Origin of the sequence: Steroidobacter gossypii, assembly GCF_016801985.1 — a bacterium.
Classification (GTDB): domain Bacteria; phylum Pseudomonadota; class Gammaproteobacteria; order Steroidobacterales; family Steroidobacteraceae; genus Steroidobacter; species Steroidobacter gossypii.
In genome coordinates this window covers 618,675-634,552 of record NZ_JAEVLS010000005.1, presented here as the reverse complement: position 1 = coordinate 634,552, position 15,878 = coordinate 618,675, and the positions used below count along the sequence as shown (strand labels likewise).

Genomic DNA, 15,878 nt, shown 5'->3' with positions numbered 1-15,878 from the left:
ATGGATTTGAATATGAAGATGCCCGATCTCGCCACCAACGAGGGCGTGGAGCTGGGCATCACCCGCTGGCTGGTCACCGAGGGCGATGCAGTCAAGCGCGGTCAGGCGCTGCTCGAGGTCGAAACCGACAAGGCCGTGCAGGAAGTGGAATGCATCGCCAACGGCACCCTCAAGACCATTCATGTGCAGTCCGGGCAGAAGGTTGCGGTCGGCACCATCATCGCAACGATCAAGGTGAGCTGATGTCGACCCCGACTTACGAGCGCAAGTTCCTGCTCGATTTGTACGAGCGCATGGTGTTGGTCCGTGAGTTCGAGGACACGGTCAAGTTTCTGTTCCTGGAAGGCACCATGCCCGGCACGATTCATCAGTGCCAGGGCCAGGAAGCAACCGCCGTCGGCGTGTGCTCCGCGCTCGCGCCGGACGATTGGATCACCTCGACATTTCGTGGCCACGGGCATGCGTTGGCCAAAGGGCTCTCTCCACAAGAGCTGATGGATGAACTGTTTGGCGCCGAGACGGGCTGCTGCAAAGGTCGCGGCGGCTCCATGCACGTCGGCAACATGAGCAAGGGGATGGTGCCGGGCATCGCCATCGTGGCTGGGGGCATTCCGCTCGCGGCCGGGATGGCCTTGTCCTTCAAGATGGAAAACAAGCCACACGTGGTGGCCTCGTTCTTCGGCGACGGGGCGGTCGCCGAAGGCGCATTCCATGAAGGCGTCAACATGGCGGCCATCTGGAATCTGCCGGTGATTCTGGTGTGCGAAAACAATTTATATGGCGCATCCACGCACGTGGATCTCGTCATGAAGAATTCGCGTATCTCGGATCGCGCGGCTTCGTATGGTTTCCGCGGAGAAACGGTCGACGGCAACGACGTGCTTGCCGTGTATGAAGCTGCGCAGAAGGCGGTTGCCGACTGCCGCGCGGGCAAGGGGCCGGTGCTGCTGGAGCTGCTGACCTATCGTCGCACCGGTCATTCGCGCCGGGATCCTTGTCACTATCAGCCCAAGGACGAGCGCGAGGCCTGGGCTCAGCGTGATCCGATCGAACGTTTCGCCACGAAGATCGGTGTCACGGCCGAGGAACACGAGATCATCAGTACGCGCGTTCAGAAGCAGCTGGCCGAAGCTGTCGAGCGCGCCAAGGCCGCACCCCATCCGGATGTCAGCGGTCTGACCGAGTACGTTTTTGCCGAGGCGCCGCCGCGTCCAACCGCGCTTGTAGAACAATCAAACCCCGTCTTGAGTCCGGGTGGACAAACGCGGCGTCTCGGCATCGCCGAAGCTTTGCGGGAAGGTATCGCCGAAGAGATGGCTGCCGATCCGCGCGTGTTCTGCATCGGCGAAGACATCGGAGTGCCGGGAGGGTGGGGCGGAGCGTTCACCGTGACGCTCGGGCTGGAAAAGAAATTTCCAGATCGCCTCGTCAATACGCCGATTGCGGAGCTGGGCTTTTTCGGGCTCGCCACCGGCGCGGCCATGATGGGCATGCGCCCGATCGCCGACGTGCAGTATGGCGACTTCCTGTTTCTGGCCAGCGATCAAATCATCAACAACGCAGCCAAGCTGAGATACATGTCCGGCGGCACGGCGAGCGTGCCGCTGGTCATGCGTGCCCCGGTGGGCGCGACTGGCCGCGGATCGCAACATGCACAGAACATGGAACGCTACTTCACCGGCGTCCCGGGCCTCAAAGTGGTCGCGCCGTCGAATGCTTACGACGCCAAGGGGCTGCTCAAAGCGGCGCTGCGCGATGGCAACCCGGTGCTGATGTTCGAGCACAAACTGCTGTATGGCTCGAAAGGCGCGCGCGCCGAAGGCGGCGCGGTGGATGCTTCGAGCGAAATTCCCAACGAAGACTATGTGGTGCCGCTGGGCAAGGCAGCCGTGCGGCGTGAAGGCCAGCGCGTGACCGTGCTCGCCTGGCTGCTGATGGTCCATTACGCCATGCAGGCTGCCGAGGATGTCGATGCCGAAGTCATCGATGTGCGCAGTCTGTCGCCCATCGACTGGGACACCATCGGCGCATCGGTTCGCAAAACCGGTCGCGCGGTGATCGTCGAGGAAGGGCCGATCACTGGCGGCGTCGGCGCTGAGATCGCAGCCGGCATCGCCGAACGTTGGCCGCAGGTGCGGGTGTCTCGCGTGGCCTCGCCAGACGTGCCCGTGCCTTTCACGCCAGTGCTGGAGAACGCATACCGACCCGACGCTCGTCGCATCTTGACGGGCGTGCGACAGATTCTGGAGGAGAGCCATGGCTGATACAGACGCACTCAAAGAGGCCAAGAACTTTTTCGAACACGTGCCGGTGCGAACGCCGGGGTTCTTTTTGCGCGGCGCCAGTTCGCTCGACTGGGGCATGAAGAATCGCCTGGCGCGCATCTTCAATCCGGAAACCGCCCGCACCGTGATGCTTGCCATCGATCACGGTTATTTCCAGGGGCCGACCACGGGACTGGAGCGTGTCGATCTGAATATTGTGCCGCTCATGCCCATGGCGGACGCATTGATGCTGACGCGAGGGATTCTGCGCACCACCGTGCCGCCAGCGATCAACAAGCCAATCGTGATGAGATGCAGTGGCGGCCCGAGCATTCTCAAAGAGCTGTCCAACGAAGAGCTCGCGGTCGACATCGAAGATGCGATTCGCATGAATGTATCGGCCCTGACGCTGCAGGTATTCATCGGCGGCGAATTCGAAACTCGTTCCGTGCACAACATGACTCGGTTGGTCGACATGGGCATGCGCTACAGCATCCCGACCATGGCGGTCACGGCAGTGGGCAAGGAGTTGACTCGCGACGCTCAATACTTGCGGCTCGCCTGTCGCATCTGTGCCGAGTTGGGCGCGCAGATCGTCAAAACCTACTACTGCGCCGAAGGCTTCGAAACAGTCACCGCTTCATGCCCCGTGCCCATCGTCATGGCGGGCGGCAAGAAGTTGCCGGAGCTCGATGCATTGACCATGGCTTACAACGCCATACAGCGAGGCGCGGCCGGCGTGGACATGGGCCGCAATATTTTCCAGAGCGATGCGCCGCGCGCCATGATGCAGGCGATTCACAAGGTCGTTCATAACGGCTTCAAGCCCAAGGAAGCGCACGAGCTGTTCCTGTCGCTGAAGGGCGAAGAGTCGAAGGTGCATTGAAATGACGCGGCCGCCCCTCGTTGATCGCCTGCGCGCATCCGCGCCTCAGATCAGCGTGGGGGTGCTCACTGCCGACTGGCTCACGCTGGGCGCGCAGTTGGAGCTGATGGAGCGTGCGGGCGTCGAGCTGTTGCATTTCGATGTGATGGATGGCGCCTTCTGCCCGATGTTGACGCTCGGTGCGCCGGTGGTCGCCGGGTTCAAGACCCGACTGCTCAAAGACGTGCACCTGATGATCGAGGATCCATTGAGCAAGCTCGATGGCTTCGTTGCCGCCGGCGCGGACATCATCACGGTGCACGTCGAATCCACGCGCCATGTGCATCGAGTACTTCAGGCGTTGGGCAAGATGATCAACGCGAACGATCCGAATCGCGGCATCGTCCGAGGTATCGCGTTGAATCCGGGCACGCCGCTGGAAGCCATCGAGCCTTTGGCTGGCGAGTTCGAGATGGTCCTGCTGCTCGCGGTGAATCCAGGTTGGGGTGGTCAGAAGTTCATTGCGTCCACTTGTGAGCGGGTCAAACGAGTTCGGGAAATCGTCCGCGACACGGCGCTGATCTGCGTCGACGGCGGCGTTACCCAAGACAACATCGCGAACGTAGCGCGGCTCGGCGCCGACATCATCGTCACTGGCAGCGCGGTGTTCGACGGCAAGGCGCCTTTCGAAAACGCGCAGCACATGATGCATGCCCTGAGATGAAGCATCAGTGGGATGAATCCGTGAGATCAAGAATCGGTGGGATGAAGAGTCTGTGAGATGAAGAGTCTGTGGAACGATCAGGAGGCGGCACGATTTCAGGGGCCGTTGGGCCAACGGGTTTATACGTCGCGATTGCTGGGGAGTGATCCATCGCTGGTGCTCCATGGCGGAGGCAACACCTCGGTCAAGCTGCTCGAAACAAATGTTTTCGGCGAACCGGAAGAAGTGCTCTACGTCAAAGGGCGCGGCGCCGACCTCGCGACCATCGATGCCAGCGGCTTCGCTCCTTGTCGTCTGCGCCGCCTGCTGCGACTGATCACTCTAACCGAACTGTCCGATGAGCACATGGAGAGCGAGCTCAAGCTCTCGTTGACGCGCGCGTCCGCCCCAGCGCCTTCGGTCGAGACACTGCTGCACGCGCTGCTGCCTCAGGCATTTGTCGACCACACACATTCCGATGCGCTCATTGCGGTGATGAACTCACGCAACGGCTTCGAGCGGTTGCAGGAACTCTACGGCGGACTGGTCGTGATCATCCCATATGCCATGCCGGGCTTTAAACTGGTGCGGCTGTGTCGCGAGATTCTGGCCAAAGAAGCGACTCGCGACACCATCGGCGTGATCCTCATGCATCACGGCTTGTTCACATTCGGTGATACCGCGAAGCTTTCCTACGATCGCATGATCGAGCTGGTCTCACGGGCCGAGCAGCACCTGGAAGCGCACGGTGCAGCTCGCATGGAGTGGCCAGCGCAAGATCCGCCTCGGCCTTCCCGCGTCGAGATCGCGGCGCTCAGACAAGAAATCAGCAAGGTCGCGGGTGCTCCGATGATCTTGTCCGTGCACGCCGATGCGCAGGCTTTGGGATTTGCAAGACGCGAGGATGTCGTCGAGCTTTCTGGCCGTGGCGGAGTCACCCCAGATCATGTGATTCGCACCAAGCGCATTCCCATGGTCGGCCGCGACGTCGCCGGTTACGCCGCAGCTTACAAAGAATACGTGCGCTTTCACGCCAACGATCGGGCATTGGCAATGGTTGATCCGGCGCCACGCGTGATTCTCGATCCTCAACTTGGCATGGGTGTGCTCGGGCGAAGCGCGGAGGACGCCGCCATCGCCGAAGACATCTACCGACACACCATCGACATCATCATGAGCGCCGAGCGGCTGGGCGGCTGGCGCGCGCTGCCGGCGAAGGACTTTTTCGAAGTCGAGTTCTGGGATCTGGAGCGCACCAAGCTGGCCAAGCCGGATCCGTCGCAGATGTTTCTAGGCGAGGTCGCGTTGGTGACGGGCGCCGCCTCCGGCATCGGCAAAGCCTGCGTCGATGTGCTGCTCGAACGTGGCGCCGCTGTCGTGGGGCTGGATGTATCGCCTGCCGTCAAAACGCTCTACCAGCGCAAGAGCTATCTCGGGATCGAGTGCGATCTGACCAGCGAGGAACAGATTGCCGCGGCGCTGGATCAGAGCGTGTGGGCGTTCGGCTCGATCGATATGTTGGTGCTGAATGCTGGCATTTTTCCCAAGAGCACGCCCATCGCCGCCATGCCTACCGAGGTATGGCGCAAGACCATGAGCATCAATCTCGATGCCAATCTCATCTTGATGCGCGACTGCTTCCCTTTGCTCAAGTTCTCGCCCCGCGGCGGTCGGGTCGCGATCATCGGTTCGAAGAACGTCGCCGCCCCCGGTCCGGGCGCCGCGGCGTATTCGGCCTCGAAATCGGCGGTCCAGCAACTGGCGCGCGTTGCCGCGCTGGAATGGGGCAGCGAGCGCATTCGGGTGAACTGCCTGCACCCCAATGCCGTTTTCGATACAGGCATCTGGACGCCGGAAGTGCTGGCGGCGCGCGCCGCCTCTTATAACTTGAGCGTTCAGGAGTATAAAACCAACAACGTGCTCAAGACCGAGGTCACGAGCCGGGATGTCGCCGAGCTTGCCGCCGACTTGTGTGGGCCCCGCTTTGCCAAGACCACGGGGGCGCAGATTCCAGTCGACGGCGGCAACGAGCGGGTCATCTGATTCAAGTCATAGTCCGGGGGGAACATGAGACGGTCCGAAATCAATGCGCTGATCGACGATGCGATCACGCTGCTGCATGAGCATCAGATTCGTCTGCCGCCGTTCGCGTACTGGAGCCCGGCCGAATGGCAAAGCAAGGGACCGGAGTGCGACGAAATCCGGCATTGCAAACTCGGCTGGGATATCACCGACTTCGGCTCGGGTGACTTCGACAAGGTCGGGCTCGTGGTGTTCACGGTGCGCAACGGACATCACCAGCGTGCGCCTTATAACAAGAAGCCGTACGCGGAGAAGATCCTGGTCATCCGCGAGAATCAGCACACGCCGATGCATCACCACATGCTGAAGTCGGAAGACATCATTTGTAAGTCCGGCGGCAATCTGCTGATCCGGCTGTTCAACCGCGCTGAAGATGGGAAGCTCGCCGACTCGGACGTGGAGGTCTCGCTGGACGGAGTGCGACATCGCGTGAAGGCGGGGCACACCTTCCGTTTGAAGCCCGGCGATTCCATCACTTTGACACCCTATCTGTATCACGAATTCTGGGCCGAGGAAGGCACCGGCACGTCGATCGTGGGCGAAGTGTCCTCGGTGAACGACGACGAAACCGACAACGCCTTCTACGCCAAGGTGGGACGCTTTCCGACCATCGAAGAAGACGTGCCGGTAACGCACAAGCTGTGCACGGAATATTAGCGGTCTAGCCGGGGCGTTCATGTCGTCCGGGTCCACCACCAAAATCCAGGGGCAGGAGTCTTTCCTGCTCAAGGTGCGCAGCGTCGAGGCGGCTGTGACGCGTACGGGTGGCATGCTCGGGCCAGTCACATTCTTCCCCGAGTCGGAGCATCCGATTCGGCCTTATGCCGTCGCGCCTTGGGCGGAAGAACCGCTTGAGCCCGATACCCCGGCGATGCTGAAGGCGCTGCGCGGGGATTGGTTCTGCTCGGCCTTCGGCGAAAACTCTGAAGCGGTTGCTGGCCAGCGGCTTCCGCCGCATGGCGAAACCGCAAATCGCGATTGGGTCGAGATGGGCCGCGGTGAAACGCGCTACGGTTGTTGGCTGCGATTGGGCGTGGAAATGCCGCTGCAGGGTGGCTCGTGCCAGGCGACCACGGCCTTGCTCGCCAATCATTCCGTCATTTATCAGCGTCACGATCTGCACGGCCTGACCGGTCCGGTGAATCCCGGACACCACGCCACGTTGCGATTTCCGGACCGCGAAGGAGCGGGGCGACTGACGTTCAGCGCGCTGGCTCATGCGCAAACCTATTTCGAACCGACGGCGCGGCCGGAAGATCGCGGTTACTCCTGGCTCAAGCCCGATGTTCAGTTCAGCGATCCGTGCTCAGTGCCGTGCATCGATGGCTCGACCACCGATCTGACGCAGTATCCCGCGCGTCGCGGCTTCGAAGACATCGCAATCCTGTGCGCGGATCCGACGCAGGAATTCGCCTGGACCGCGGTGACATTCCCGGATCAGCAATTTGTATGGTTCGCGTTGCGCGATCCCAGACAACTCGCTTCAACGCTGCTCTGGTTTTCCAACGGTGGGCGTCACTTCCCGCCTTGGAACGGTCGGCATGTGAATGTCATGGGGTTGGAGGACGTCACTGCGTTCTTCCATGTCGGCCTGGCCGCGTCGGTCCGCGAGAATTTCTTGAACGCGCGCGGGATCAGTACCTGCCTGCGCCCGGACATGCATGGGCGACTGTCGATCTTTTACATCCAGGGCGTGACGCGCATTCCGTCGGACTTCGACTGCGTCGCCGACATCGAAGGGCACTGGAGAGACAACAACATCGTGCTACGTGCGCGATCGGGAGCGGCCGTCGCGGTCCGCTGTCAGCTCGATTTTCTGCGCAGAGGCACACTGCCGGGACTCGTACCTCAATGACTAACACACTCAACGGCACATTGATTCGCACGGTTTTGGTGGCGGCGCTCGGCGGCTCATTGCTGGGGTTCGACACCGCGGTGATCGCGGGATCCACGCAAGGCTTGACGCAAGTGTTCGGGCTCACGCCCAGCGAGCTTGGATTCACGGTGTCGGCGGCGTTATGGGGCACGGTGATCGGCGCGATGGCCGCCGGGTCCTTCGGCCGGGTATTGGGTGGGCGCACGAGTCTGCTGATTCTCGCGTCCTGTTACTTGATTTCGGCGCTGGGCTGCGCGTTCTCGACCTCGTGGACATGGCTGCTGATATTCCGTTTCATCGGCGGCTTGGGGATGGGCGGCTCCTCCGTGATCGCGCCGGTGTACATCGCCGAGATCGCACCGCCGGCGTGGCGCGGCCGCCTGGTAGGCGCGTTCCAAATCAACATCATTGGCGGCATCCTGCTGGCGTATCTGTCGAACTATGTGATCGGCCTGTTCGAGCTCGGCGCGCTCGAATGGCGTTGGCAGTTGGGCATCGCGGCGGCGCCCGCTGCTTTGTTTCTATTGATGCTCATCGGCATCCCGCAGAGCCCACGCTGGCTCGCCGCGCAAGGTCGATTGGAGGAAGCCAAACAGGTGCTGGCGAAGTTGGGCTCGTCGCAACCGCTCGCCGAGCTGGTGGCGATCCGGGCTTCGCTGGAATCGGATGCCAGTCCCAATGCGGATCGTTTGTTTCAGTGGCGTTATCGCCGGCCCATCGTGCTGGCGCTCACCCTGGCCATGTTCAATCAGCTGATCGGCATCAACGCCGTGCTGTATTACCTGAACGATATCTTTGCCATGGCCGGTTTCGATCGCACTTCGCAGAATGCGCAAGCCGTTGCGGTGGGTGCGACCATGTTGATCGCGACGCTGATCGCGCTCAGCCTCATCGATCGCTTCGGGCGTCGGACGTTGCTGCTGGTCGGTTCGGCCGGGTTGGCTGTGTGTCTTGCGGGCATCGCCACCATCTTTCAGATCGGCCAGTATCAGCAGCTGTTGTTATTGCTGCTGGTCGGCTACGTTGCCTTCTTCGCATTCTCTCAGGGCGCGGTGATCTGGGTCTACCTGAGCGAAATTTTCCCAGACCGCGTCCGCGCGCAAGGCCAGAGTCTGGGCAGTTCCACGCATTGGGTCATGAACGCCATTGTGTCTGCCGCCTTTCCCGTGGTGGCGACTCAGTCGCAGGCCGGCCCATTCTTTTTGTTCTTGATCATGGTGGTGCTCCAGTTCATCGCCGTGCTGATGTTCTTCCCCGAAACGAGCGGCGTGCGACTCGAAGACATTCAGCGCCGCCTTGGAACCGGGGAGCCACCGAGTTCGGCGACGGCTGCCAATCCCACTCTCGATTCGCCCTGAACGGGCGAGGCCTACGTGACGTGGTCAATGTCCTTGCGGACTTGGAACTTCGATTGGCCTGACCCATTCCGAAAGAGTCGCAGCCCGCATGGTGCATCACGGCTGCGAGCAGGAGATGAGTCATGCGACACCTCAGAGAACTCGCTTTTATCTTGTGTATGTTTTGCGTCGTCGAAGTCGCGGCCGCTCAGCCTGCCGGACAGGCTGCTGACGACTCCGCTCTGACCAGCAAGGTCAAAGCTGCGCTGGCCAGCGATCGCGCCGTGAATGGGCGCGACATCGAGGTAGAGACACGCGACGGCATTGTGCAGTTGAGTGGCTTCGTGGATTCTGAAGACACGAGGACTGCAGCGGTGATGCGAGCCCGCTCTGTCAGTGGCGTCGCCGAAGTTCGTAACGATCTCAGCATACGTATGGACGATCGGCCGGCGAAGGGGCCGGCGTCTGACACCGTGATCGCGGCGCGTGTGCGCGACAAACTGGGCAACGTGAAACTGGCCGATGACAGCGACGTGAACGTCGAAGTCAGTGAAGGCGTGGTGCAGTTGAGCGGCTTCGTGACCACCGACGAAGAGAAAGTTCAGGCCGGCGATGCCGCCGCGACCGTCGCGGGCGTGCGAGATGTGGAGAATCACATCGCGTTGCTGGACGGAAATGAGCGGCAGCGGAACGAGTGATCGCCAGGGTGATTCAAGCATTCAAGGAGACGTTTGAGGCGCGGCGGCGAAGCCGCGCGCCTCGCGTATGATTCTGTTCGCTGAGATCACCGACCACGCGGCGATTGGACAGCCGCCCTGGTTCAGTCGTTTCGCCGTCCACCAATTGCACATTCGGGGAAAGAAGAAGCGACGCCTGCCCGGATAGAATCGGTTCGGTTCAGGGGCTGCCTCCAGCGAAGTGCCCGTCGGCGTCGGCTCACTCTGCGCGAATTCCTTTTCGATGGACTGCGTCAGTCGTTTCAATCCTTCGGCTGAGACGCGCACTTCGATCACCTCATCGGCAAGCAGCGCATCGGGCGTCGGATCTTGGAAGCCAATGACGTGCACGGCACTGGAAGTCGAAAAGAATGCAGCACGGATAGCGAGCCACCACGTTTCTTCTTCGGCTTGATAGAAACGGGCGTCGCCCCAGCCGAACTCCAGATACCTGGAGCCCGCAAAATCCGCTAGCACCGACCACTTCTGATTGGGCCAATCGGCGGCGGGGATAGCGATTCCCGTGTGCCACGCGCGCTTGATGACATAGACCGAGCGCAACGCTTCCGGTGAGGTGCCCGCTTCATAGCACGCATCGTTGGAAGCACAGCCGGCAAGCAGGCTCGCCAACAGCACCACCACAAACACGGATGTCAGCTGTGACCTCAGTGTCGGAACCTCATGGCCGTCCGCACGAGGAACGCTACATCAAATCCAGGCGGCGCGGCAATGCGCCGCCTTTTACATGCGAGGCGCCGCGCGAATCAGGGCTGCACTACTGGCAGGGCGCGTCCGTCGAACTCGGCGGCGGGAACGTCCAGGCCGATGAGTTTCGCCAAGGTCGGGGCGATATCGACCGTCTCCACCGCGGCGGGCTGCTGGAAGCCGTTCACGCCGTGCCACCAGAATACGATGGGGACGCGCCGATCGTAGCCCCAGGCCGAGCCGTGCGACGACGAATAGTCGGTCTCGGGATTCTCGGGCGTGTAGTAGAGCGAGACGTACGGCTTGAGCAGCACGATCAAGTCGCCCGAGCGCTGCGCATTGAAGCTGGCCTTGGCGCGATCGAGCAACGTCCATTCGTCGACGGGTCCGGAAGGGGGCTCGGCAGCGATCAGCTCGTTCTTCGTGAACACCGCCGCGACCTGCGGATGCCGTCGATACATCTGCGCGGTGGCCTCCAGCACTGCGGCGCGTCGCTCGGCTGGGAGGTTGGCATTCAGATAGATATCGTTGGCGAAGTAGTTTTCGTTGATCACCAGGGGCTTGGGCAAATCGGGGAAATCGGCTGCGAGCGCCGCATTGATTCTCACCGGTTGCAAGCTGGGATCGATACGCTCGACGGCGACGACGCCCCGCGCGCGATTGCGTTCAGTTGCGTCCGCTCCGCCATGGTCGGCAGTCATGGCGACGACGTAGGGAACCTTCATCTTGTCCAGCCCGGCCAGCAAGCGGCCAAGCGACTGATCGAGCGCGAGCTGCTGTGTGCACATCTCGGCGCCTTCGGTGCCGTAATAGTGGCCGGTGTAGTCGGTTCCAGAGAGGCTGACGGCGAGCAGGTCGATCGACTCGTTGCGTCCGAGATTGAAGCTTTTTGCCGCGGCAAGTGCGGCGTCCACGGTGAACGCGTCCATCGCTGGCGTCGCGCGCCAGCGCCGAGAATTTCCGGGGAGACGTTGCAGCGTGCCGATCGAGACACCTTCACTGAGCTTGAGCTCACGCGATCTGGAAGCGCAGGCGGCCGGCAGCTTGGGAACGGTCGGCTGGCTATAAGACTTGCGCATGTCCGCGTTCAGCGTCTCGGCGATGCTCTTTGGAATGCTCGCTTGCCTGCCGTCGTAGGTTCTGAACCCCTCGCTCGTCCACCACAAAGTGAGATCGGCGTTGTGACCTCCGAGCATCACGGCCGCACGATCTTTACCTGCCACCGAGACCACGCGGGTGGCCGGATCGCGAGCTTTCATGCGATCGCCTAAGGTCGGCACCAGCAACGTGTCTGGGGTGAGAGTCGATTCGTCGGTGGAGCTGCCGGCAGGGCCCGGCTTCTCGACGCAGTAAACGGAGAAAGTCTGGCGGCCATTGATGGTCCGGGGCAGCGAAGGAACCACCCAGTCGTTTGCGATGATGCCGCTGCGTGCGGGGCGCGTCCCCGTGAGGATGGTCGAATGCCCCGGACAGGTTTCCGTTGCCGCGTGACTCTGATGGCCGCGCGGAAACACCACGCCGCCCGCCAAGCGCTTCAATCCAGCCTGGTACAGAGGCCGATATTCCGTAAAGACATCGGAGGAAAGCTGGTCGACCGCGATGGCGACGACGAGCTTGGGCTGAGGAGATTCCGCGGCCTGCAGCGGCGCGAGCGCTCCGAACAACAGGCAAGTGGACAGGCAACGTGCAATTGCGCGGCGTGGCGTAGAGCTCATGAGCTAGGCGGCGATCTGAAGTGACGTCGACCGCCTAGTTTGACCGATTTGTGTGCTGCCGAGGTTAAGAAGATTTCAGTGATTGTGGCGCGGGGTTTTCTTGGCCACCTGCCGATACTTCAGCGCCATCTCCATCACGCCGCCCTGATCGAGTTGACCGACCGTGGAGCGATACAGCTCCTGCCACGGCGTGGCGCTCTCCGGCACGGGCGGGATGCCGTCCTTCTTGCGGCGTTCGATCTCTTCGTCGGACACCAGCATGTCGCAACGAGCCTGGTTCAGATCGATGCGAATAGTGTCACCCGTCCGCAGCCAGGCCAGGCCGCCGCCAGCGGCGCTTTCCGGCGAAGCATTCAGAATGGATGGGCTATCGGACGTGCCGGACTGCCGGCCGTCGCCAATGGTGGGCAGACTCGCGATGCCACGCTTCAGCAATGCATCGGGGGGCTGCATGTTCACCACCTCGGCGGAGCCGGGCCAGCCGAGCGGACCTGCGCCGCGAATCACCAGCACGCTGCGCTCGTCGATGTTGAGCGAGGGATCGTTGATGCGGGCCCGATAGTCATCGGAGCCGTCGAACACGACCGCGCGACCTTCAAAGACGTTGTCTTCGCCCGAAGCGCACAGGTAACGGCGGCGGAAATCCTCGGTGATCACGCTCGCTTTCAGAATGGCGAAATCGAACAGATTGCCGCTCAGCACTACGAAGCCGGCGCGCTCACGCAGCGGCTTGTCGAAAGTGGTGATCATTTCGCGATCGCGGCTCTCACGGCCTTTGACATTCTCGCCGATGGTGCGACCGGTGACCGTCATCGTGTTGGGATGGAATCTTCCGGCCGAGATCAGCTCGCACAACACGGCGGGCACGCCGCCCGCGCGATGGAAACGTTCGCCCAGATATTTGCCCGCCGGCTGCATGTTGAGCAGCAGCGGAATATCGTGGCCGTACTTCATCCAATCCTGCGGGTGCAGCTCGAGGCCCGCGTGCCGAGCCATCGCAGTGAGGTGCGGTTGCGCGTTGGTCGAGCCGCCAAGCGCGGCGATCGCGGCAATCGCGTTAAGAAACGATTCGCGCGACAGAATCTTGGAAGGACGCAGATCTTCGAACGCCATCTCGACAGCGCGACGGCCTGTTTCATAAGCCATCTGGCCACGCTCGCGATACGGCGCGGGAATGGCGGAACAGCCCGGCAGCGACAGGCCAAGAACCTCGGCGACCGCATTCATGGTCGACGCCGTGCCCATGCTGTTGCAGTGGCCGGGCGAGGGCGCCGAGGCCGCGGCGGCATCGAGAAATTCCTGCTCTGTGATTTGCCCGGCGGCGAGGCGTCGCCGGCTCTTCCAAATCACTGTGCCCGAGCCGACCAACTCGTCTTCGAACCAGCCGTCCAGCATCGGGCCGCCTGACAAAACGATCGCGGGGATATCCACGGTCGACGCGGCCATGACCGCGGCGGGTGTAGTCTTGTCGCAGCCGGTGGTGAGCACCACGGCATCGAGCGGATAACCGTGCAGGATCTCCACCAGGCCGAGATAGGCGAGGTTGCGATCCAGCGCCGCCGTCGGGCGACGGCAGTTCTCGAAGATCGGATGCGTGGGGAATTCCATCGGAATGCCGCCGGCATCGCGAATGCCTTCTTTTACGCGCGTGGCCAGATCGACATGGATGCGATTGCACGGCGTGAGGTCGCTGCCGCTCTGCGCGATGCCGATGATGGGCTTGCCGCTCATCAGCTCCTTGGGCGTCAGGCCGTAGTTCATGAAGCGCTCGAGGTAGAGCGCCATCATGTCGATGTGATCGCGGGCGTCGAACCAATCCTGCGAGCGGAAGCGGCGCTTAGCCGTCATAACGAACCTCATTCGGAGACACGCCGGCGGTGTCGACGCGGGTCGAGAACAATCCACCTGCCAGCGGCTGCGTGGCGAGCTGCTCTTTGGACAAGCCCTTCCACGCGGTAGTGATATACAGGGTGCGCAGATCGCTGCCGCCGAAGGTGACCTTGGTGCAGTTCGCGACCGGCATGTCGATGGTCTGCAGCAACTCACCCCCGGGCGAATAGCGTTGCACGGCCCAGCCGCCGAACAAACCGATCCACACACAGCCAGCGGAATCGGTAGCGGGACCATCCGGATAGGCGCCGGACTTTTCAATGCGAGCGAACACGCGACGATTGCCGATCTCGCCGTCGTTCAAGTCGAAGGCGTAGATCACTCGTTGCAAAGTATCGACGTGATACAGCGTGCGGCCGTCGGGGCTGGTGGTCGGCCCGTTGGTGATCACGTAATTCTCGTCGCAGCGTTGCAGGCCGCGAGCGTCGAAGCGATACAACGAACCGGTGGGCTGAGATTCTTCGTTGTCCATGCTGCCGAACCAGAGGCGGCCGGCCGCGTCCACATAGCCGTCGTTGAGCCGATTCTTGGGCCGGTCCGAGTCGACGCGCGCGATCAAGGTGAACTTGCCTGTGTCCGGCGTAAAGGCGTGCAGGCCGCTCTTCAGTCCAGCGATCCAGCGATCGCCCGTCGCCTTGACGATGAAGCCGACTTCTTCGGGCGCCTGCCAGGACGTCAACGCGCCGCCGCGCGTATCGAACCGATGGATCTGGCGGCCCTTGATGTCCACGAACCAGACGGCCTGGTCCTTGGCCGACCACAGCGGACCTTCACCAAGTTGCGCCCCCACGGCGCAGACGCATTCGATTTTGTTCATATTCAACTCGGGCTCGGGCATCCTGCCACGACCCTCGTGCGAGGCGGCAAAAGGCGCGACTTTTGCCGCTCGCCGCCGCCGGCGGCGGAGTACGTCCGTGTACCCGGGGTAGTAGTCGATGGGTAGGTCTTACCCTGCACGTGTTATCTCCAGCCGGCGTCCACGAAGTATTCGTGGCCGGTGCACATACGCGCATCGTCGGAAGAAAGAAACACGACCATGTTCGCGACATCGTGCGGCTCGACGCGAGCCTTAATGCACTGCATGCCCAGCATGCGGTTCTCTTCATCCGGCGTATGCCACAACTTCATCTGGCGCGGCGTGCGTACGCCGCCCGGTACTACGCAGTTCACGCGGATACCGAACGTTCCCAGATCACGAGCCAGCGCGCGGGTCATGCCTTCGATGCCCGCTTTGGCGGTCTGGTAGATGGTCAGATCCGGCAGCGCCAGATGCCACGATACCGAGCCGAGATTGACGATAGCGCCGCCGCCGGCAGCCTTCATGTCTTCAACCACGGCCTGCGTGCAAAACAGCAGGTGACGCAGGTTCACGGCGATGCGGTCGTCCCAATATTTCTCGGTGATGTCCTTCAGCTCGTGACGATCGTCGTTGGCTGCATTGTTCACCAGGATGTCGATGCCGCCGCCCAGATCGGCGCGAATTCGCGGGAACATCTCGCGAATCGTTTCGATGCTCTTGAGATCGCAGCGGTAATAGCGCGGCGGCGTGCTGCTCGAGGCCAGCTTGCGCTCGAGCTCTCTCGAATCGTCGTCGGCGATATCGAGGAAGGCCACGCGCGCGCCCTGTTGGACGAACGCTTCGACGATGGCCGCGCCAATGCCGGAGCCGCCGCCGGTGACCACGACGCGCTTGTTACGAAGAGACGGATAAACAGTGTGGGACAT

Annotated in this window: 14 protein-coding genes; 9 read left to right on the top strand and 5 right to left on the bottom strand. The window is 62.0% G+C overall.

Annotated elements, in window-relative coordinates:
• The 9 genes from JM946_RS23150 to JM946_RS23110 all read left to right on the top strand — a co-directional run bounded on the left by JM946_RS23150 (position 1) and on the right by JM946_RS23110 (position 9,825).
• Positions 1–243: a biotin/lipoyl-containing protein gene (locus JM946_RS23150; RefSeq protein ID WP_218043058.1), complete on the top strand. Its 243-nt coding sequence runs from the start codon at positions 1–3 to the stop codon at positions 241–243.
• Positions 243–2,264: an alpha-ketoacid dehydrogenase subunit alpha/beta gene (locus tag JM946_RS23145; RefSeq protein WP_203169744.1), complete on the top strand. Its 2,022-nt coding sequence runs from the start codon at positions 243–245 to the stop codon at positions 2,262–2,264. The genes JM946_RS23150 and JM946_RS23145 overlap by 1 nt, the downstream gene beginning before the upstream one ends.
• The gene (gene lsrF, locus JM946_RS23140; protein ID WP_203169743.1) at positions 2,257–3,150 is read left to right on the top strand and encodes a 3-hydroxy-5-phosphonooxypentane-2,4-dione thiolase; all 894 of its coding nucleotides are present in this window, start codon (positions 2,257–2,259) and stop codon (positions 3,148–3,150) included. The genes JM946_RS23145 and lsrF overlap by 8 nt, the downstream gene beginning before the upstream one ends.
• 1 nt (position 3,151) lies before the next feature.
• On the top strand, positions 3,152–3,853 hold the full coding sequence (locus JM946_RS23135; RefSeq protein ID WP_203169742.1) for a ribulose-phosphate 3-epimerase: 702 nt from the start codon (positions 3,152–3,154) through the stop codon (positions 3,851–3,853).
• Between the two features lie 57 nt (positions 3,854–3,910).
• The gene (locus tag JM946_RS23130; RefSeq protein WP_203169741.1) at positions 3,911–5,875 is read left to right on the top strand and encodes a bifunctional aldolase/short-chain dehydrogenase; all 1,965 of its coding nucleotides are present in this window, start codon (positions 3,911–3,913) and stop codon (positions 5,873–5,875) included.
• A gap of 24 nt (positions 5,876–5,899) precedes the next feature.
• On the top strand, positions 5,900–6,571 hold the full coding sequence (locus JM946_RS23125) for a D-lyxose/D-mannose family sugar isomerase (protein ID WP_203169740.1): 672 nt from the start codon (positions 5,900–5,902) through the stop codon (positions 6,569–6,571).
• A gap of 19 nt (positions 6,572–6,590) precedes the next feature.
• Positions 6,591–7,769: a hypothetical protein gene (locus JM946_RS23120; protein WP_203169739.1), complete on the top strand. Its 1,179-nt coding sequence runs from the start codon at positions 6,591–6,593 to the stop codon at positions 7,767–7,769.
• Positions 7,766–9,148: a sugar porter family MFS transporter gene (locus JM946_RS23115; protein WP_203169738.1), complete on the top strand. Its 1,383-nt coding sequence runs from the start codon at positions 7,766–7,768 to the stop codon at positions 9,146–9,148. The genes JM946_RS23120 and JM946_RS23115 overlap by 4 nt, the downstream gene beginning before the upstream one ends.
• Positions 9,149–9,270: 122 nt before the next feature.
• Positions 9,271–9,825 carry a BON domain-containing protein gene (locus tag JM946_RS23110; RefSeq protein ID WP_203169737.1) on the top strand — a complete coding sequence of 185 codons (555 nt, stop codon included), beginning with the start codon at positions 9,271–9,273 and terminating at the stop codon, positions 9,823–9,825.
• A gap of 21 nt (positions 9,826–9,846) precedes the next feature.
• Here the strand turns inward: JM946_RS23110 and JM946_RS23105 are convergent, their stop codons facing one another.
• From JM946_RS23105 to JM946_RS23085, 5 genes are all read right to left on the bottom strand, one after another.
• Positions 9,847–10,491 (bottom strand): DUF2459 domain-containing protein, encoded by a 645-nt coding sequence (locus JM946_RS23105; RefSeq protein WP_203169736.1) that lies wholly within the window; start codon positions 10,489–10,491, stop codon positions 9,847–9,849.
• Between the two features lie 116 nt (positions 10,492–10,607).
• Positions 10,608–12,263, bottom strand: a complete 1,656-nt coding sequence (locus JM946_RS23100; protein ID WP_203169735.1) for an alkaline phosphatase family protein — start codon at positions 12,261–12,263, stop codon at positions 10,608–10,610.
• A gap of 75 nt (positions 12,264–12,338) precedes the next feature.
• On the bottom strand, positions 12,339–14,111 hold the full coding sequence (locus tag JM946_RS23095) for an IlvD/Edd family dehydratase (protein WP_203169734.1): 1,773 nt from the start codon (positions 14,109–14,111) through the stop codon (positions 12,339–12,341).
• A complete protein-coding gene (locus JM946_RS23090; protein WP_203169733.1) occupies positions 14,101–14,970 on the bottom strand; it encodes an SMP-30/gluconolactonase/LRE family protein in 870 nt (289 codons plus the stop codon). Before JM946_RS23090 ends, JM946_RS23095 begins: the two co-directional genes overlap by 11 nt.
• A 143-nt stretch (positions 14,971–15,113) precedes the next feature.
• Entirely contained in the window at positions 15,114–15,878 is a 765-nt protein-coding gene (locus JM946_RS23085) for an SDR family NAD(P)-dependent oxidoreductase (RefSeq protein WP_203169732.1), read from the bottom strand.